This window comes from Neobacillus jeddahensis, from assembly GCF_000612625.1.
GTDB lineage: Bacteria > Bacillota > Bacilli > Bacillales > Cytobacillaceae > Neobacillus > Neobacillus jeddahensis.
The window spans coordinates 14,317-32,721 of record NZ_CCAS010000045.1; the positions used below are offsets into that span (position 1 = coordinate 14,317).

The following is an 18,405-nucleotide window of genomic DNA, read 5'->3' on the forward strand; positions in this document are numbered from 1 at the left end:
GGAGCCTCCTCGGCGCTGAAGCGCCTGTGGGGTCTCCCCTGCCCCGTACTCCCGCAGGAGTCTTCGTGCCTTCCGCGCCAATCACCAGAGTGTTTTTCAATAAGGTCCTATACTGAACGAATACATAATAAAAAGTGGTGAAATCAATCCTTCAACAGAGCAAGAAAATGGCGACTAAGGAGCGAGTAAATCAGATGCTTTTAAGTGCGTGTCAGAAATCCAATTTGATTACAGTCAAATATTTGCGTGAGGTATAAAAAAACAGCCATTTTTATTATAGAAATGACTATTTTATTCTAATTTAACATCTTTGATTGAAGGAGAACTTTAATAACATATTCACTGAAATCTACAAATACACACTTCAGTTTTGTAATGGAAAGTGATTTTATCATCTTGTTCATATTTTGAGAATAGATTTTGAAGTTCTCTAACGAATTCATCATAAACCATATCTGCTTTCGATGGCGTGTATGATAATGATAGTGCTCCTCCGATAAAACCTTCCTCTGTTACAGAATGCCAATTGTCATAGTAAAGTTTTGTAAACTCTTGTCCAAAGAAGTTAAGTTTCTCTTTGTCTGGGTTAAAATCTGAAATTGCAGCAGTAGATTTAACTTTATATTGATATAGAATATTTGTATATTCCTTCGTAAATTCACTGTCTGTCTGCATTTCGTTCCATAATATAATAACGTACCCATTTTCTTTTAAAATCCTTTGGAATTCTATCTTACATAATGATTTGTCAAACCAATGAAATGCCTGTGCAATCGTTATAATATCTACACTATTTTCATTTAATGAAGTAGTTTCGGCGGCGGCATTAATGAATTTGATATTTTCACTATTCGAACAATATTGTATAAAAGAGCCTATTAAAATGATGTTTATTGGTTATCTCTACGCCATTCGTTCCAAAAGATTCGCGGACTCAAAAGTGCTGCACAGGCTTCGCTACTACTGGTTAAGGGGATTGAAGAATGCAAGTGAACAGACTCTTCTTACTGCAGCCTGCCAAAATATAAAAAAGATTGCAACACACTTGGCAAGGTTAGAAAAAGTGTGTTGCAATCTTTTAAGTTGATTTGCTTCCCGGTTGATTGGAGCGGAGGGCACTCGACTCCTGCGGGATAGAGAGGTCACTGGAGACCCCGCAGGCGCCAAGCGCCGAGGAGGCTCCAGGACCTCCCCGCGGAAAGCGAGTGCCCGGAGCGGAAATCAACAGGCCCAATTGCAGGGACAATCTATGATTTGTATTTAGATTCTGACAACATAAAAAATTGCCGAGAAAAATACCCTTTCTCGACAATCTGAGCGAATTACCTCGCTCTTTTTCCTTAGGATTATGCTGTAGTAGAAAACATATATTTTTTATAGTGATAGCGAATTGAAAAGATCAATCCTATTCCTAACATGTTCCCCATTAAGGAGCTCCCCCCATAACTGATAAACGGCAATGGGATACCAGTGATTGGTAGAACGCCTATTGTCATACCAATATTTTGGAAAACGTGGAAGGTGATCATGCTGATTACTCCCACACAAATATACGTATAAAAATTATTCTTTGTTTCCATACCTACCTTGGTTATATGGTAAATCAGCATGAAAAACAAACTAATTAATACACTCGCTCCGATGAACCCATATTCTTCACCGACCACACTAAAAATAAAATCAGTCTGGCTTTCCGGTAAGTAAACCTCGCGATTGCCAAATCCCTTACCACCCGTTTGTCCTGAACCAATTGCCAACAAAGATTTCGTCAGCTGATAGGCGTCTGAACCTTGGTAGCTATAGGGGTCGAGCCATGAATAAATCCTTCTTAGCTGATACTCGCCGACCCCAAGGTACTTTTCAAGAATGTCTGGTTTCCATAGGACAAAATAAAAGATAGTCCCAATCAGGGTCATTCCTGTCGAAAAAATTGGCACAAGTAATTTCCAAGAAACACCTGATATAAAAATCATTCCAACTAAAATCGCGATAAAGACAAGCGACGTCCCTAAATCCTGCTTGATGATAAGTGCTAACGGAAACACAGTTACGATCCCCATTTTCATTAACAGCCAAAAATCAGTTTGCAGTGTTTTTAGCAATGTTTTTTGATGATGTTGGTCAACAACCCTAGCGAGACCCAGGATCAGAAAAATCTTGACAAATTCCGATGGCTGCAACGAACCAATCCCCGGCAGCACAAACCAGTTTTTTGCTCCATTAATGACCGGAGCGATACTAGCTGGGGCAACAATTAAAAAGCCCAAAAGAAAAATCCCAAATCCGTATGCATACCAAGTGAGCTTTCGTAATTGATCTGAATCGAGGGTCATGACAGCTGCAATAATTCCGCCACCCACCACATACCAGACAATTTGCTTGATTAAAAAGTTTTCCTTGTATTGACCACTTGCTTGTGCACTATAAATGGCTAAACAACTAGCAAGGAAAAGTAATAACAATATAAAGATAAGACTGTAATCAAGTTTTGAAGTTGTATTTTTATTTGAAGTCATATCGTTCCACCTTACAAAAAACTTGTCCATTCCTCCATTATATTTTGAATGACAACAAATCTCAACTTCTAACAGACTTCTGGTTTTATTTACATGCGATTAAAGTAGATATTCCTAACCTCTCCTGCCATCCACTGCAAATTATTGGGAACTTGAGGAATTCCATATCCGATATAAAGTGGAGTAGTCACAAACCGTGAAACAATTTTCGCGTAGATTTTATCCTCAACATGATGAAAGAATACATTATAACTCGTTGTCTTAAAGGGAAAATGATTCAAGATATAGTGGACAGCTATTTGCATGTAATCGGAAAACCTCAGCTCGTAACCGGAATCTTTCATTTCCACATTAAATTCATAAAAACCAACGCGCGGCTTAGTCGATAGGGTCAATCGAACCCCCTCTTCCTCCGCAATCACGATACCCTCAAACATGTCTTGGGAGACTTTTTCCTTATAGTCAATATCATGTAAACCGATAATTTGCATATGGGGATGAGCAAGCGTCCCTCCAGACAAAGGGCCATGATTTTTGAAAAAAATAACAGAACGATACCGGCCCGATTGCTCCATTTCTAACCAATATTTCAATCCGAATCGAATCAATCTATGGAGATACTCATTTGAATAGGTTGATATATCCGCATGGCAATCATCTGTTTCAATTAATACCGTTTGAAAGGCATTCTCCAAGACTGGGTATTTGTTTTTCAAAAGAATAATTGGACCGTCGACAGCGATGAGATCTGTGAGTTGGTCTCGTTCACAGAAAGGGCAGGCCTGGTCCTTATTTCGAATATTTTCTGGCTTTTTGACACCGATGGACGTATTAAAATGAAGATGAGAATTTTCCAAACGTGTTTCTCCTCTCGAACGGGGTATATTTCTATTTTATGGGAGAAGAGATTGTATTTGCACTTAATTTGATTGAGTACCTGATATTTTTCATCATCAAACTGGAATTTCAGCAGAATAGTCAGTTGCATTTCATGAAATGGAAGCAAGGTGCATATCTTTAAAGTGTACAGGCCACATCTTTTATAGATTGAGAGGGAAGATATGTTAACAAAACTAGAAGCATTGATCCTCGGTTTTATTCAAGGTTTAACTGAATTTTTGCCCATTAGCAGTACAGGCCATCTATATTTAGGGAGAAATCTGTTTGGCTTACAGGAAGCAGGGATTCTGCTCGATACGATGCTTCATCTCGGCACTTTACTCGCTGTCTTTGTTTTTTATAAAAATGACTTGATGAAAATGATTAAAAATCCATTTAGTAAACTAACCTTCTTATTGATTGTTGGAACCATCCCTGCGGTTATTTTTGGACTTATTTTTAAAGATTATATTGATGAGATCTCGAAAACCGGGGTCACGATTGGTTGGGAGTTTTTAGTCACGGGGATATTCCTTTGGATTGCGGATTCAGCGAAAAATGGGTTTAAGAAGATGGATGATATTAGCTATAAGGACGCTCTGATTATTGGGACCTTTCAAGCAGTTGCGATTATGCCGGCCATTTCTCGTTCGGGAATGACAATTGTCGCTGCACTGTGGCGAAAGCTTGATCGGGAAACAGCCGCTTATTTTTCCTTTTTACTATCTACGCCAGCCATTGCAGGTGCCATCGTCCTACAAACGAAAGATCTTTTGGGAGGCCAAGGCGAAGAGATTACATTATCAGCGTTGCTTGTAGGAATTATTGCCTCAGCCCTCTTCGGCTATGTTGCTGTTAAATGGTTGATCGGATACTTGAAAAATCATTCCTTAAAACCATTTGCCATTTATGTTTGGGCATTAGGCCTCCTAGTTCTATTTTTCCAGTTTACAGGAAAATTCTAATTCTTGTTTTTATATAACAGAATGAACCACAAAAAGCGACTCGATTTGAACTTTCGAGTCGCTTCTATTTTATAATGTAACTGAAACCTTCGCCATTTCTCTGGCTGCTTCTGCCGCTTGTTCCTTCGCTTTTGCCATAATTTCTGGAACCAATTTTGGAAAATGATCCATACCTTCTGCAACCACTGTCTCAAGACTGTCGAACCCTAGGAATTCAAATACCTTTCTTAGGTAGCGATCCCCCATTTCGAATTCCACCATCGGACCGGTGGAATAAATGCCGCCGCGTGTTTGGATATGAAGCGCTTTTCTACCAGTAAGAAGTCCTTTTGGACCTGCATCCGTATTCGTAAAGGTCTTTTCTACTATAAATAGATTATCTATAAATTTTTTCAAAATAGATGGTGCGCCAAGATTCCAAATTGGTGTCACAAATACATAATAATCGGCAGCGATAAAGCGATCTGCCAATGCATGCATTTTATCAAGTTTGGTCCGTTCCGCTTCTGATAATTGTTCTTTTGTATAGCCCATAAATGATAATTTTGCCCGTGCATATAAAAGATCCATATCGATTTCAGGGATATCCATATCATATAAGTGCCAGCGTTCAATTTCGACTTCCGGTTGGGCTGCCTTGAACTCCTCTAAAAATACTTCCCCAATTTGCATACCTTTTGACAGTTTCATATCATTTTTTGGATTTGCTGTAATATATAGAAGCTTCGACATGTACATCCCTTCCCTTTTCCATTAATTATTTTCTTATTCTAGTTTACATCAAACTCCTTTGCTCACCATTGAACAAAACGTGAAGTTTGTGAACAAATGGTGAATGGTATTTTTCCCCATGAACAATACGTGACAATTCTCCACAAAACTAAATAAAACCTTATAAAACGTAACAAAAGTCACATTTAGGACGCTATTCTTTTACTAAAATATAAAAGGGAAAAGGAGGCTGCACAATGGAAGAAAAGGCATATACTCCCGATGAAGTGGCACAAATCTTTCAGATTTCCAAACATACCGTATATGAGCTGATAAAACGGGGTGAGCTTCAAGCTTTTAAAATCGGCAATAAGATGCGGATTGAACACAGTGAACTAGAAAGATTTAAGAAAAACACTAAAGCACCGGCCAAGAAAAATGTAGTAGAACAAGCAGAGCAACCTATTAACACTATCGAACCTATCCGACTATCCGGTAGTCATGACTTTCTTGTCGAACATTTTGTCAAACAGTCTGGAAGCGCTTTAAACCTGCAAATCCAACCTTCTTTTATTGGTAGTTTAGAAGGCTTAATGATGCTGTACCGTGGCCAGTGTGATATAGCGGCCATCCATTTATTAGATCCAACATCACAAGAGTATAATCTGCCCTTTATCCATCAGCTTTTTGTCTATGAATCTATTCTAGTACTTCGACTAGCTGCTAGAGAACAAGGATTTATTGTTGCCAAAGGGAATCCGAAAAATATTCATGATTTTCCTGACCTAATGAGACAGGACATTCAGTTCATTAATCGTCAGAAAGGGGCAGGGACAAGATTTTTACTCGACTCGAAGCTTTCTAGCCAGGGACTTGATCCTAGCAAAATTAATGGGTATGACAAGGAAGAGTGGAACCATTTAGCTGCAGCTTCCTTTATTAGCAGAGGGATTGCCGATGTTACCTTTGGAATTCAATCAGCCGCCAGCCATTTAGGGCTTGATTTCATACCGGTTGCTCGAGAAAATTTTGACCTTGTTTTTCGGGTTACCACTGATAACAAGCAAAAATTAACGAATTTAATCCTTTACTTGCAATCTGACAGCTTCAAAGATAGCTTAACAGATTTAGAAGGCTATTCCATTCAAGAGTTAGGAAAAATTATCTATCAAACTAGTAAAACGGAGGAACTCGTATGAAAAAGAATCGCTTATTAATGACACTATTTGCTCTCATGCTGCTCGTTTTAGCGGCATGCGGAAACACAGACACGAAGGATGCAGTCGCAAAAGAGAAAAAGACAGAACCTAAAGCAGCACCAACAGAAATGATTCTTGCCACCACGACAAGTACGCAAGATAGCGGATTACTTGATGTATTAATTCCCCTGTTTGAAAAAGAAAATAACGTAAAAGTAAAAACTGTTGCCGTTGGTACTGGCCAAGCATTAGAAATGGGTACAAAAGGGGAAGCAGACGTTCTTCTTGTTCATGCTCCAGCTTCTGAAAAAGCAGTAGTTGATGCCGGAGATGCCATTAATTACAAACGTGTAATGTATAATGACTTTATTTTAGTTGGACCAAAAGAAAACCCTGCCGGTGTAAGCGGCGATGATATCAAAGTAGCCTTTAAAGCCATTGCTGAGAAAAAGTCTCCTTTCATCTCTCGTGGTGATGACTCTGGTACAGATAAAAAGGAAAAGGGCATTTGGACCCTTGATAGCATTCAACCAGCTGGTGATTGGTATATTTCTACTGGACAAGGAATGGGACAAACTCTACAAGTTGCCGCTGAGAAAAAAGGATATGTGTTAACAGACCGCGCTACATGGTTAGCTCAAGAAAAGAATTTGGATACCTTACAGATCGTCGTTGAAGGCGGAAATGATTTAATGAATATCTATCATGTTATGCAAGTAAATCCTGAAAAACATGAAAATATTAACAGCAAAGATGCTGAAAAATTTGTAAACTTTATGATAGACAGTAAAACTCAAGATGTGATTGAAGACTTCGGTAAGAAGGATTACGGTCAATCATTGTTCTACAAATATACAGAATAGAAAAAATGGAAGCAAGACCGTGTTTATGGTCTTGCTTCCTCCCTATATTTGAAACGAATTCTGGAGGCATATTAGATGGACTTACTCATAGATGGACTAAAAAAAGCGATTGAAATGATCCTAACCGGTGATCAAGAAATTTATACGATTACATGGCTAACGCTAAAAGTCTGTCTCATTGCCATTCTGATTAGCACCCTAATTGGTTTACCTCTTGGCATTTTACTAGGTTTAACCAGATTTAGAGGTCGTAAGGTTTTATTGTTATTTATCAATATTGGGCTTGGTCTCCCCCCTGTTGTCGCCGGGCTTTGGATTACAATGTTTTTATGGCGCTCAGGTCCTCTAGGTGATTTAGCCATGCTCTATTCCCCAACCGCCATTGTGATGGCGCAAATTTTAGTCTCCTTGCCTATTGTTACGAGTTTAACTTGTTCTTCCTTTCAACAGGTTAACGATAAAATGCTGTTACAGATTAAAGCACTTGGCGCCACCAAACTACAAACATTAGTGATTCTGATCAAACAATCGAAAATAGCCATTCTTGCAGCGATCATGGCTGGATTTGGGCGAGTTATTGCCGAGGTTGGAGCGGCGATGATGGTAGGTGGGAATATCCAAGGGGATACACGGATCTTAACGACTACCATTGTGATGGAGGTTTCAAAAGGGAATTTTGATGTAGCCCTTGCCCTTTCTTTTATTTTACTGACAGTTGCCTTACTCATTACTGCCGCATTAACGTTTTTACAACAAAGGAGGCGCTTATCATGAGTCCATTAATTGAAGTGAAAGACCTTACCTATAGCGCTCAATCCAAATTGATTCTTGATATAGCTGAATTTCAAGTCTTTTCTGGGGAATTCCTTGGCATCATGGGTCCGAATGGAGCTGGTAAAAGTACGCTCCTCAAGATGTTATCGTTCCTTGAAAAACAAACCAGCGGTGAAATCATGTATCTTGGCCAATCCATCCCAAAGGGAAATGTACCGCTTGAGCTACGCAGAAAGTTCTCTATTGCGCTACAACAATCCTTACTTTTAGATGGGACTGTCTTTCACAATATCGCGATTGGGTTAACCTTACGGAAGATTCCTAAACCCATCATTAAGAAACAAGTAGCACATTGGATGGAGTTATTTGGCATCAGTCATTTAGCGAAAAAGAATGCTCTTTATTTATCTGGTGGTGAAGCGCAAAGAGTTAATCTCGCACGAGCCATGATTGTCGACCCGGAAATTTTGTTTCTCGATGAACCTTTTTCTGCCTTGGATTTTCCAACAAAGATTCGTTTAATGGAGGATTTTAAGCAGATTATTAAAGAATCAAACACAACGGCCGTATTTGTCAGCCACGATTTGATGGAAATCCATTACCTGACCAATCGGCTAGCGATCATGGTTAATGGTGAAGTGAAACAGTCTGGACCGACCAAACAGGTCCTTGAACAGCCTAATACTTCCACACAGTCCTTCTTAAATGAATGGAAAAAATTCTATCCGCTTGCACGTTAATGGCAGTTCCATTTGGGACTGCCATTTTAACATTTGATAAAAATGTCCTCTAAGAAAACAATAGTTAGTAGATATTTTTCACAGGATAAAACTGGAAGTCAGAGGGAGTTTTACGATGAAATATGCAGTGATTACTGGTGCCTCAAAGGGATTAGGGGAGGCCATTGCCAAACGACTAATCAACGAGCAAATAGCCATTATTTCTGTTTCCCGAACAGAGAATGAGGAAATAAGGGGTCTAGCTATCGCGAAGGGAATTGACTATACTCATTACTCTTGTAATCTTTCATTAGAGACGGAAATCCAAGAAGTCTTTATGGAAATTGCCCATTCTATCTTTCAAAAGAATCCAAATGAAATACTGCTCTTTAATAATGCCGGTGTCATTGACCCGATACAGACAGTTGGAAATTTAGATCAAACACCCATTATTCGAAATATCCAAGTAAATTTAATTGCCCCCATTCTGATTACTAATTTGTTTTTTAGCAAAGCTCAGGTAACGAACACGAAAGTACTGGTGATAAACATAACTTCTGGTGCCGCAGTCCGTTCAATTGAAGGCTGGAGTGTTTATTGCAGTGCAAAGGCAGGCTTAAATATGTTCACGCAAACGGCCGCCATCGAGCAAGCTGAATTAAAAACTACAAATAAAATTATCGCTTTTAGCCCAGGCGTTATGGATACTAGCATGCAGGAAACGATTAGGTCTTCCTCCGAAAATGCCTTCAAGGAACTGGAAAAATTTAAAGAACTGAAGGAAAAGAGTTTACTTTTACAGGCTGAGGTGGTTGCCAATTCCTTAGTGGATCTCATCCTTAGCGATGAAATGGAAAGTGGACAAATCTATCGTATTAATGACCTTTTAAACTAAAAGGGGGGCACCAAAATGTCATAAAACTGACCATTTGGTGCCCCACCCTTTATTCACTATCATCTTCCTGAGGGAACCACAAGGTTATGCTTGTTCCTTTATTTAACTTGCTTTTCACTTTGATTACTCCCTTATGGGCGTCCATTAGCGCCTTAACGATTGAAAGACCAATTCCTACCCCACCCGTTTTTCGATCGCGGGATTTGTCGCCCCGATAGAATCGTTCAAAGATGTGCGGAATATCATCCTCTTTCATCCCTGCCCCTTCATCCTGAATCTGAAAGCCTACATAGCCAGCTTTTTCTGTCACGACTGAAATTGTGACATTCTTGCCTTCTGGTGTATATTTTAGGGCGTTATTTAGGATATTGGATAATATTTGCATGAGACGGTCCTTATCTGCTGCAAATAATTCCTCCTGAGCAGGCTCTTCAATATGAAGACCCACTCCCTTTTCCTTAAAGATGGGTAAAAATATTTCCCACAGTGCCGCTAACACACTGCCCGCTTCCAAAGCTATTTTTTCCAGCTTTATTTGCGGATTCTCGGCCGCAAGTAGTTTTTCCAATTCATTAACAAGCCTGACTAGACGCATGAGCTCTTCATGGCTTACCTGCAGTCGTTGCGGAGTTGGCTCCCAAATTCCATCTTGGAAAGCTTCAATTTGACTTCGTAGTGTTGCCAGTGGCGTTCGAAGTTCATGTGCCAGATCCCCCGTAAATTGCTTTCGAAGCATTTCTTCCTTCGCCAAGGATTCAGCCAGTTTATTAAAGGAAATAGCAATCTGCTTGACCTCTGTCGGTAAGCCTGATAATGGGATACGGATATCAAGATTATGCTGCTGCAGTTCACCAGCAGCAAAGGAAAGTTTCTTTAATCCTGACGTTAGTTTTTTTGAAAATAGCATACTAAAGATAATCGCTAACACTATAGTCAAACAAACGGCTGCCAATATATACAATTGAATCGTTTGAATAAATGTATATTCATCATCAATTAAGCCTTCAGGATAGATGGCAACAAGTCTGCCAATAATGACATTATCAACTTTTAGCGTGTAGGTTTTGGAGTGCCACTCCTCCCCATCGGGCTCAGGCTCCGTTAGGCCAAAACTATTCAACATGCCCCGAATATTAGAGGAATCCATCTGAATTTGCCCTAAACGATCATATAACTGAAAATAAAGTTGATCCGACATAGCATTTTCGTGCAATAGACCATAAACTGGATCACTAGTAAAATGACCATTTTTCTTATAATCCTTCTGAATTTCCGTTATAATTCTATCTATCTTTTTTTCGCGATTGCGATCTAAATAACTATGAAAACTCTCCTCGAATCCATATTGAATAAAGAAGCTAACAATTAAGATCCCGACCATCGAGATGAGCACTAAATAAAATAGTATTTTAGACCGGAGCGTTTGCAGCATCTAGTACCCCTCCAAATTTGTAGCCCATTCCAAATACCGTTACGATAAAATCTGGCTGGCGTGAATCCAATTCTATTTTTTTGCGGAGGTTTTTGATATGTGTATCGACGCTGCGTTCGTAGCCTTCATAATACATACCCTCATCTTGAATCTTTTCTAGTAAATCCAATCGACTATATACTCGGCCAGGATTAACAGCCATATTGGTTAACAACTTATATTCAATCGGTGTCAGCGTAACGTCCTCGCCGTTAACCGTTACTTCTTTTTTGATTAAATCAATCGCTAGTTTTTTTCCGTTAAATTCAAGACGCTCAACTTTTTCTGCCTTTTTCACGCGTCTTAAGATGGCCTGGACACGAACCACTACTTCTCTTGGGCTAAATGGCTTCGTTAAATAATCGTCAGCGCCCATGACAATACCGTTGATTCGATCATCTTCTGCCGATTTGGCTGTAAGCATGAGAATCGGTACATCTGACTCCTTCCTCACCAATCGGCACACCTCTTCGCCAGATATATCGGGCAGCATTAAGTCAAGAATAATGAGGTCAGGGTTTATTGTTTTCGCCTTTTTCAACGCATCAATTCCGTTATCCGCACTATGAATTTCATAGCCTTCTCTCTCTAGGTACGCTTCGAGAACTTCTATTATTCTGCGTTCATCGTCAACTAATAATATCTTCATGAATGACCACTCCTCATACCACTAATATACCATCTCCAGTCTGTGATGTTTGTAACTTCACAAATTCACCACAACTTCTTCATAACATCTTCAATCTTTCTCGATAAGATGGTTTTGTAGTTAAGCAAGTGGATAGCCAAGGACTCCCAAGTTTGTGTTATCCACTGTTGATGAAGTATATGGTGATTGACCATCTTACTCATCCCAAATTTAATCTCTCTTTTTTATATAACTAGGGTGTCCCGAACGACGGGACACCCCCTTTTTCTATCTGCAAAAAAAAGACATCGGGCAGGGCCCGATGCCTCTTCAATTTCTTATTTATGAATCCAAACAGCACCAGCTGTGTTGTCTTTCGCTTCGCCGATGACTTGGACCTTAATTGGATACTGGGACGGAACTTTTACTCCGGCATCTGGAATGATAGAGTTAATGTAAGACTTCGTAGAATCAAATTCGGTTACGCCTAAAAGGCCTTTGTAATCATAGATTCCGCGCGTTGGAGAATTGACGGACCATGTAGGTGACTTGTCTAGTGAAAATGCTGCATCAGCCACTTGGTAACGTGTCGTTTGAGCAATAGAATCTTTGCCATTTAGGTTAAAAATTTGCGCTTCAGGATGTGAGTCCACTACACTTAGAAAGCCTTCACCTGGGTGAACACCGCCCCAGTTATCAGTAAATGTATCATCACCATACCAAACTACTAAACCAGTATTATAGGCTGCATCGCGGGAGTATTTCAGAGCAGTATCAGAACCTGCATAGTTTCTCCACTCTAGGTAGTAGTAGTGCGGTTTTTGGATCCAGCCATCAGAGACTTCGAAACCATCTAATGTTACTTGTGGTGTGCCCTCTGCATCATCAGAGAAATTGACTTGACCATCCACTGTCAGTTGAAGATTATCTAAGGCAAATCCATCTGGAGCCAAACCGCCGTCCGTTACATATTCAAAGACAAGTTTTACTTTTTGACCAGCAAATTGGCTAAGGTCAAGGGATTTGTCTTCCCATTTGCCTTGTGACGTTTCATAACCGCTTCCTTCAGTATTTTCATCCCCAAGGACATCTAGTTCAACACTCTTACCATCTTCTGTAACTGCATTTACATTTAGGTAGTCATAACCAGATTCGACTTCATACCATTGTTTGTAATCAAATGTAGCAGAAGTCGCATTGGTTAAATCAAATACAGGGGTTTCCAGTACTGTGTCAAGGTTATCGCCTTTTGTACTATAATAATATTTTGCCCCAAATTCAGCTTTAATACCAGGAACCTTTTTGTCAGGCAAGTTTACTTTGACAATACCAGGGTTGTTGGACTTGGTGACACTCTGATCAATTACAGCCGCAATCCCATTTTTATCGATATCTTCATAGTTTACTTCGGTAATATTCGCCCAGTTACCGCCAATTGTTTTTTGATAGAATTCTTTTACTTGTGGTGAGAAGCTTGGCGGCTGGGTACCAGCAATATGACCGCTCCAGCTTCCGCCGCTCATGATCGACCATTGCGCAACCGAATCACCATTGCCAGTGTATTGTGTATCATACTCATCCGGTGCCCCTAAGTCATGGCCATATTCGTGAGCAAATACGCCGACGGCCCCATCTTCAGGCTCGATTGTATAATCGTAAGCCGCCATTGGACCGCCCCAGTAATCTACTGTAGCTTCTGTGTTAGCAATTGGAGTAACGCCGTTCAAGGTCCAGCGATGTGACCAAATCGCATCATCGCCTAGTTCACCGCCGCCAGCTTCCTGACCAACACCAGCATGAAGGACCATCAAGTGGTCAACCAAGCCGTCAGCTTCATAGATATTGCCGTCGCCATCAAGATCATAGATATCTAGATTATCATAATCTGCTAAATTAATGCCAGATGCTACAGCTGCATTTAAGGCATCCTTTACAAGTCCACGCGGACCTTTCGTTCCTGCTTTATTATCATTACCGCCAGTTGGATCATCACTGCCGTAATCTGCATAATTTCCTGGTACTGTTAACCAATCAGATACAGTGCCGTCAACGGTATAGCTGCCACCGGATTGCTCTTCATAGTATTGTTTAAATGTTTTAACCTTATCTCCATTAAAAAGGGTGAAGTCTTGATCGCCAAACAGCATTTTTTCATAATGCTCTTTATTGAAATCGTCTGACCACATATAACCTGGTTCTTGTTCAATATTGTTGTGCTTAAAGTCAGCATATTCTACTAAAAGTACTAGTACTTCATCTGTACGAACATCACCGTTATAAGCTGCTTGCTTGGCAGAATCTACTTTTACTGCCCCATTTGGCTTACCTTTTTTAAAGTTTGTATGTCCTTTTGCAAGCTGCTTGGCAAGCTTGTCCTTTTGCTTTGTGACAAAATCCTTTGCTTTTTCATCAAAATCTTTTTGTTCTGTTGTTAGGGTCTTGTCTGTTTTGCCAGGTTTTTCACCCTGTTTTTTCTTTATGTAGGCCTTTGCTGCTTTTGTAATATCTGCTTGTGATGCATTCTTAGCAATAAGCCCTCTCTTTTGCAGTGCTTTACCTAGACGATCGATATCTACTATATTCAAATCGATCGGAGCTGATTCGGCTGATGTTGCAGCCGATACCGGTTTTGGTGCCACCGTGCTTCCAGCAAATGCTCCTGCGAACATAGTAGTCGCTACCATCGTACTAGCAGCAAGGCTGGATAAGACCTTTAAGGTATTTTTCTTCTTCACCTGTTTATTCCCCCCATTTTAATATAATTGAATCGTTCTTCGAAAAGAACGGTTCTTTTCAATTCTATCAGACTATTATAAAAATTGTAAATAGTTTCAATTAAAAGTTAATTAATTGTAAAATGTAGATATTTATACCCTAATAATTGAAAAACCGAGGATTAAAATAGGTAATTAATCCATATATAGATTATTGTTATAAGTCTTTAAACCTCTTTTATCCCTTTCTATCTATTTTTCTATCAGAAACAGAAATTTCGAATTAGGAAATTTAAGTATTTTGACCTAATAAAAAAATATAGATCCCAAATAGGTTCTTTAAAATGAACAAAAAACCTTAACGATAATTCGATAAGGTTTTTTCGCAGCTAATTAGCCTTTATTCTTAATTTCATCGGTTAATTCCTCAATGCTTTTTCTCACATTGGATTTTCCTGAATAATTTTCTATTAATTCCTTCACATCGATACCGCTAGATGCTTTCAATGATTCCTGCAGGCTTGCCATTAAGTTTGTGGCATAGCTGGTTATTTTATTCGCTCCACCATTGGCACCGGAATTACCCCCAGTATCGACTACGGTTATTTTATCAATATTAGCTAATGGAGCTGCCACTTGCTTCGCATACTCAGGAAGCATTTTGATAATCATGTCTAAAATCGCAGCCTGACCGAATTGCTCGAATGCTTCGGCGATTTTTTCCTTCGCCTCTGCTTCTGCCAAACCTTTTAAACGAATGATTTCTGCTTCTGTTGACCCTTGCGCCTTTTCTGCATCTGCTTTTGCCAGACCATCAAGTCGAATTCGTTCAGCTTCCGCCTTCGCCATTGCTTCGATCCGATACTTATTAGCTTCCGCCTCGGCCATTTCTTTCGCCTTGTTCGCAGCTGCTGATTGTTCAACAGAGTAGCGATCTGCATCTGCTTTCTTCTTAACCTCGGAATCATATTGACGTTCACGACGCTGGATTTCTTTTTCTTCTAGTTCAATTTGCTTTTGTCTTTCAATAATCTTGATTTGCATTTCCTGTTCCATTACATCCTGTTTGGAGCGAGCACTTTCTAGATCATATGCCTGGTCAGCCTTTGCCTTTGCGATATCCTGCTCTCGACGGAACTCCGCAATTTTCAGCTGATTAATTTTCTCCGCTTCGGCAATTTCAGTTGCCCGTTCTAATTCATTGCGCTTTGCTTCCTTAGCCGCTTCTGCTTTTTTGATCCGTGTTTCCTTTTCTGCTTCGGCTGTCGCAATATCAGCATCTCTTTTCACCTGGGCAATTCTCGGTTTCCCGAGAGAATCAAGATAACCATTCTTATCACGGACATCTTTAATTGTGAAAGAGACAATCACTAAGCCCATTTTCGCTAAATCTTGGGAGGCAACTCTTTGAACCTCCTGGGAAAATTTATCACGATTTTTATAAATTTCTTCTACTGTCATCGAGCCAAGAATGGAGCGTAAGTGACCTTCTTTGTATCAGCGTTTCCAATCGGGCAAAAATATAAAATTAAGTAATATCAATACTTGTATTAATTTTGCCCAAACTCCTTTTGGGTGTAAATACATAAAAATCTTAGCATTTTTGTAGTTGTAAAGCATCGAAATTCTATTAAAGGTATGTGAAGAATTTACAATTTTGAAATTACGATTTTAATAGCAAAGGTAACCAAATTGTAATATATTTCATCATTATTAAATGATTTTAGTTACCCAAATACAAAAGTGTTACTACTAAGCTATTCTGTCCAAAATTTGACGATACAAGCTGTCCTCTTTTTGACGACATAAATGTCCAATTGCTGTTTTCATATCATTTTGGAAAAACTTTTTGTCAGCATTTTAATTCAAAAAATAGCGTTGATATTTAAGTTGTCCAAATTAGGCGTTTCAGTACACGTTTTTGGACATAAATAATCGACTTTCATGATGCTCCTCCGTCCTTTAAAAAGCACAGAAAATACATAGTTTTGCAATATCGAGAAATTAGATGGCAACTTGACAGGAAGCCTCTGCGGGAATGTTTCCTAAGCCAGGAAGCTAGCAGTCACAATGGCTGGCTGTTACAAAATACTGTTTTGGGTCAGTAGCTTTTATAAATGTAAGAAAGCCAAAAATACGCAAGTAGTGCATAAAAACCTGCATATTTTTGGCTCTTTAAATTTTATTCCTTATTGTGTTAAAGCACCCTTTAGCTTAAGTACATTTCTTCACAATCTACCTTACTTAAGAAAAGTATGTATACTATAAGAAACTGCTACTAATTATTTTCGGAAATAGAAATGTAAATTGAAAAAAGAGGGGAATGTTCACCGCATTCGTACATGCGTTATTAATTCCTCCATTACTTTTTTTAACCTCTCTTCTCTAACTTGTTTTTTTTCTTTTTCTAACCTTACCCTTCTATCCTCAATTTCTTCTGGTGTCATTTCCTCTAAAGTTTTGGTTCGTAAGAATTTAGATAAGAGGACGTTTAAAGATTCTCTATAATAATAAGCTGCCAACAATTTATCCGTATCTCTAAAAATTTGTGCCAATTCTAAATTAGATTTAGGTTCATTCAGTCGGTTCACCAGTTCTTTTGAATCGTTAATTCTTTTAATATCCTGTTCATCAAAATTATAGTCATTAAGTTTTTCTAGTCTTGGTTTTAAAGTGAATGTTTCAATTTTAAGTCTGTCATTAAATCTTTTCCAATTTGACAAATAGTCGACTGAAAAGAATAACTTATCTTCACTTTCTTCTTCCCAAAAATAAATATTTGGGATTTCTTTTTTATTACATAATTCACTTAAGTTTTTAATAAATAGTTCTTTAATCTTTTCGCTTTCGTTGTACATCCATTCATAAATTTCCACTTTATTGTCTGTAATCGGTTTTTCTATGATGTCGTGTTCATTCTTCTTTTTATTTTTTCTATGAAGAAAACTATTTGCTTTACTGACAACATTTTTACTCTTAGTTATTGTCTCCTCTATTTCAGTAATTGTTTTATCAATATTTTGTACTTTTTCCTTTACAGCCTTGACAACTTTGTATGATTCTGTGGCAGTTTTAATCAACTTATATCCTTTTTTAGCGCCATCTAAATAATTCAAGCTTACCCCCTCCTTTTTTATTAAAAAAAATACTTCTCCCAATATACTATAAATTCCTGTATTTAATTATAAAACCCAAAGTTAATTCTAGTATAATTCCACTTAAAAAAGCTGATTCCTTCTTTCACTAAACTGTCCCGTTAGTACATTAAGAACAACTTCACAAATATGTAAAAAAATTAGGAATTATACAAAATCTCCTTGAGTAATGGTTCATACTGAAAAATAAACATAATGGCAAATCCTACATCATTTAAGTGCCAGAAACAGTTCTGTGAAAAATGAAAAACGCCAATTAGGCGCTTTTCATTTTGTTAATAAACGTCAAGAAGACTATTTTATTACTTTAAGCAATTTATTGTCGCCTGTTAAAGTTTCAACAACATATTCCTTAAATTTATCGGGGAACTTGCCGATACCTGTAGTTAATATAATCTGGAAGTTTGGTTCCGATTGCTTTTCTTCTTCGAATTGCTCTTCTTCTTTGATTTCTTTTGTAATTTCAACTGGCTCTGTCTCTTCCTTGATAAATAATTCATCAATGAGCGAGAGAGTTGATATTAAATTTTTTTCATCAATACCCAAGTTTTCAGGCGTATCGATTAATAAGAACCTCGGAAATGGAACATTGTCAGTGTCAATCGACATTTTGATTAGTGTTAAGTAATATACAAGTCGTCTTGTAACATAAGAACTTGCTTGTCTATACACTCCATCATTGATGACTGGCATATAATTAACATCCAACTTAGCCTTAATTACGTCCTTATCTGCTTGTTTTATCAAATCACTATATATTTTGTCGAACTTCTCTATTTGGACTTCCATTAACTCTTTCAAGGATATTTCCATACTTCTTAATGTTGCAGATAATGAAGCTAAAGTATCCTTAGATGAATTAAATTCCTTTTGAATTTTTTCATATTGTTCAATGTTTTTTAAGTTTTGTTCTACT

General features: G+C 38.4%; 14 protein-coding genes and 3 pseudogenes. 6 read left to right on the plus strand and 11 right to left on the minus strand.

Annotated elements, in window-relative coordinates:
* Positions 1 to 339: 339 nt before the first annotated feature.
* The 4 genes and pseudogenes from TY15_RS24980 to TY15_RS16930 all read right to left on the minus strand — a co-directional run bounded on the left by TY15_RS24980 (position 340) and on the right by TY15_RS16930 (position 3,373).
* Positions 340 to 675: a hypothetical protein gene (locus TY15_RS24980; RefSeq protein ID WP_040203968.1), complete on the minus strand. Its 336-nt coding sequence runs from the start codon at positions 673 to 675 to the stop codon at positions 340 to 342.
* Between the two features lie 26 nt (positions 676 to 701).
* A pseudogene (locus tag TY15_RS25370) lies at positions 702 to 831 on the minus strand (methyltransferase domain-containing protein); the annotation flags it as partial.
* A 515-nt stretch (positions 832 to 1,346) separates the two neighbouring features.
* Complete coding sequence (locus TY15_RS16925) at positions 1,347 to 2,516, minus strand: FtsW/RodA/SpoVE family cell cycle protein (protein WP_040203969.1); 1,170 nt, start codon at positions 2,514 to 2,516, stop codon at positions 1,347 to 1,349.
* Between the two features lie 89 nt (positions 2,517 to 2,605).
* Positions 2,606 to 3,373: a DUF4931 domain-containing protein gene (locus tag TY15_RS16930; protein WP_040203970.1), complete on the minus strand. Its 768-nt coding sequence runs from the start codon at positions 3,371 to 3,373 to the stop codon at positions 2,606 to 2,608.
* Positions 3,374 to 3,577: 204 nt separating this feature from the next.
* Here TY15_RS16930 and TY15_RS16935 point away from each other — a divergent pair, with 204 nt between their 5' ends.
* On the plus strand, positions 3,578 to 4,360 hold the full coding sequence (locus TY15_RS16935) for an undecaprenyl-diphosphate phosphatase (RefSeq protein WP_040203971.1): 783 nt from the start codon (positions 3,578 to 3,580) through the stop codon (positions 4,358 to 4,360).
* A 69-nt stretch (positions 4,361 to 4,429) separates the two neighbouring features.
* Here the strand turns inward: TY15_RS16935 and TY15_RS16940 are convergent, their stop codons facing one another.
* Positions 4,430 to 5,092 (minus strand): FMN-dependent NADH-azoreductase, encoded by a 663-nt coding sequence (locus TY15_RS16940; protein WP_040203974.1) that lies wholly within the window; start codon positions 5,090 to 5,092, stop codon positions 4,430 to 4,432.
* A 236-nt stretch (positions 5,093 to 5,328) separates the two neighbouring features.
* Between TY15_RS16940 and TY15_RS16945 the strand changes: the two genes are divergently transcribed.
* From TY15_RS16945 to TY15_RS16965, 5 genes are all read left to right on the plus strand, one after another.
* Entirely contained in the window at positions 5,329 to 6,270 is a 942-nt protein-coding gene (locus TY15_RS16945) for a substrate-binding domain-containing protein (protein WP_040203976.1), read from the plus strand.
* Positions 6,267 to 7,133 (plus strand): ABC transporter substrate-binding protein, encoded by an 867-nt coding sequence (locus tag TY15_RS16950; RefSeq protein WP_040203977.1) that lies wholly within the window; start codon positions 6,267 to 6,269, stop codon positions 7,131 to 7,133. The genes TY15_RS16945 and TY15_RS16950 overlap by 4 nt, the downstream gene beginning before the upstream one ends.
* 75 nt (positions 7,134 to 7,208) lie before the next feature.
* Entirely contained in the window at positions 7,209 to 7,907 is a 699-nt protein-coding gene (locus TY15_RS16955) for an ABC transporter permease (protein ID WP_040203978.1), read from the plus strand.
* Positions 7,904 to 8,647 (plus strand): ABC transporter ATP-binding protein, encoded by a 744-nt coding sequence (locus tag TY15_RS16960; RefSeq protein ID WP_040203980.1) that lies wholly within the window; start codon positions 7,904 to 7,906, stop codon positions 8,645 to 8,647. The genes TY15_RS16955 and TY15_RS16960 overlap by 4 nt, the downstream gene beginning before the upstream one ends.
* 115 nt (positions 8,648 to 8,762) lie before the next feature.
* Positions 8,763 to 9,521 carry a (S)-benzoin forming benzil reductase gene (locus TY15_RS16965; protein ID WP_040203981.1) on the plus strand — a complete coding sequence of 253 codons (759 nt, stop codon included), beginning with the start codon at positions 8,763 to 8,765 and terminating at the stop codon, positions 9,519 to 9,521.
* Between the two features lie 49 nt (positions 9,522 to 9,570).
* Here TY15_RS16965 and TY15_RS16970 read toward each other — a convergent pair whose 3' ends face one another.
* The 6 genes and pseudogenes from TY15_RS16970 to TY15_RS24710 all read right to left on the minus strand — a co-directional run.
* On the minus strand, positions 9,571 to 10,953 hold the full coding sequence (locus tag TY15_RS16970) for a HAMP domain-containing sensor histidine kinase (protein WP_040203984.1): 1,383 nt from the start codon (positions 10,951 to 10,953) through the stop codon (positions 9,571 to 9,573).
* Positions 10,931 to 11,641 (minus strand): response regulator transcription factor, encoded by a 711-nt coding sequence (locus TY15_RS16975; RefSeq protein WP_040203985.1) that lies wholly within the window; start codon positions 11,639 to 11,641, stop codon positions 10,931 to 10,933. The genes TY15_RS16970 and TY15_RS16975 overlap by 23 nt, the downstream gene beginning before the upstream one ends.
* A gap of 317 nt (positions 11,642 to 11,958) precedes the next feature.
* A complete protein-coding gene (locus TY15_RS16980) occupies positions 11,959 to 14,304 on the minus strand; it encodes an immune inhibitor A domain-containing protein (RefSeq protein WP_042375028.1) in 2,346 nt (781 codons plus the stop codon).
* Between the two features lie 423 nt (positions 14,305 to 14,727).
* Positions 14,728 to 15,825, minus strand: a pseudogene (locus TY15_RS16985) (flotillin); the annotation flags it as partial.
* 836 nt (positions 15,826 to 16,661) lie between these two features.
* Positions 16,662 to 17,450 (minus strand): hypothetical protein, encoded by a 789-nt coding sequence (locus tag TY15_RS16990; protein WP_040203989.1) that lies wholly within the window; start codon positions 17,448 to 17,450, stop codon positions 16,662 to 16,664.
* Positions 17,451 to 17,783: 333 nt separating this feature from the next.
* Positions 17,784 to 18,405 (minus strand): annotated as a pseudogene (locus TY15_RS24710) (hypothetical protein); the annotation flags it as partial.

Excerpts from the sequence above, each read along its gene's own strand:
- TY15_RS16970 (WP_040203984.1), bottom strand. The coding sequence starts at position 10,953 with ATGCTGCAAACGCTCCGGTCTAAAATACTATTTTATTTAGTGCTCATC.
- TY15_RS16925 (WP_040203969.1), bottom strand. The coding sequence starts at position 2,516 with ATGACTTCAAATAAAAATACAACTTCAAAACTTGATTACAGTCTTATC.
- TY15_RS16960 (WP_040203980.1), top strand. The coding sequence starts at position 7,904 with ATGAGTCCATTAATTGAAGTGAAAGACCTTACCTATAGCGCTCAATCC.
- TY15_RS16950 (WP_040203977.1), top strand. The coding sequence starts at position 6,267 with ATGAAAAAGAATCGCTTATTAATGACACTATTTGCTCTCATGCTGCTC.
- TY15_RS16955 (WP_040203978.1), top strand. The coding sequence starts at position 7,209 with ATGGACTTACTCATAGATGGACTAAAAAAAGCGATTGAAATGATCCTA.
- TY15_RS16980 (WP_042375028.1), bottom strand. The coding sequence starts at position 14,304 with ATGGTAGCGACTACTATGTTCGCAGGAGCATTTGCTGGAAGCACGGTG.
- TY15_RS16965 (WP_040203981.1), top strand. The coding sequence starts at position 8,763 with ATGAAATATGCAGTGATTACTGGTGCCTCAAAGGGATTAGGGGAGGCC.
- TY15_RS16945 (WP_040203976.1), top strand. The coding sequence starts at position 5,329 with ATGGAAGAAAAGGCATATACTCCCGATGAAGTGGCACAAATCTTTCAG.
- TY15_RS24980 (WP_040203968.1), bottom strand. The coding sequence starts at position 675 with ATGCAGACAGACAGTGAATTTACGAAGGAATATACAAATATTCTATAT.
- TY15_RS16940 (WP_040203974.1), bottom strand. The coding sequence starts at position 5,092 with ATGTCGAAGCTTCTATATATTACAGCAAATCCAAAAAATGATATGAAA.
- TY15_RS16975 (WP_040203985.1), bottom strand. The coding sequence starts at position 11,641 with ATGAAGATATTATTAGTTGACGATGAACGCAGAATAATAGAAGTTCTC.
- TY15_RS16935 (WP_040203971.1), top strand. The coding sequence starts at position 3,578 with ATGTTAACAAAACTAGAAGCATTGATCCTCGGTTTTATTCAAGGTTTA.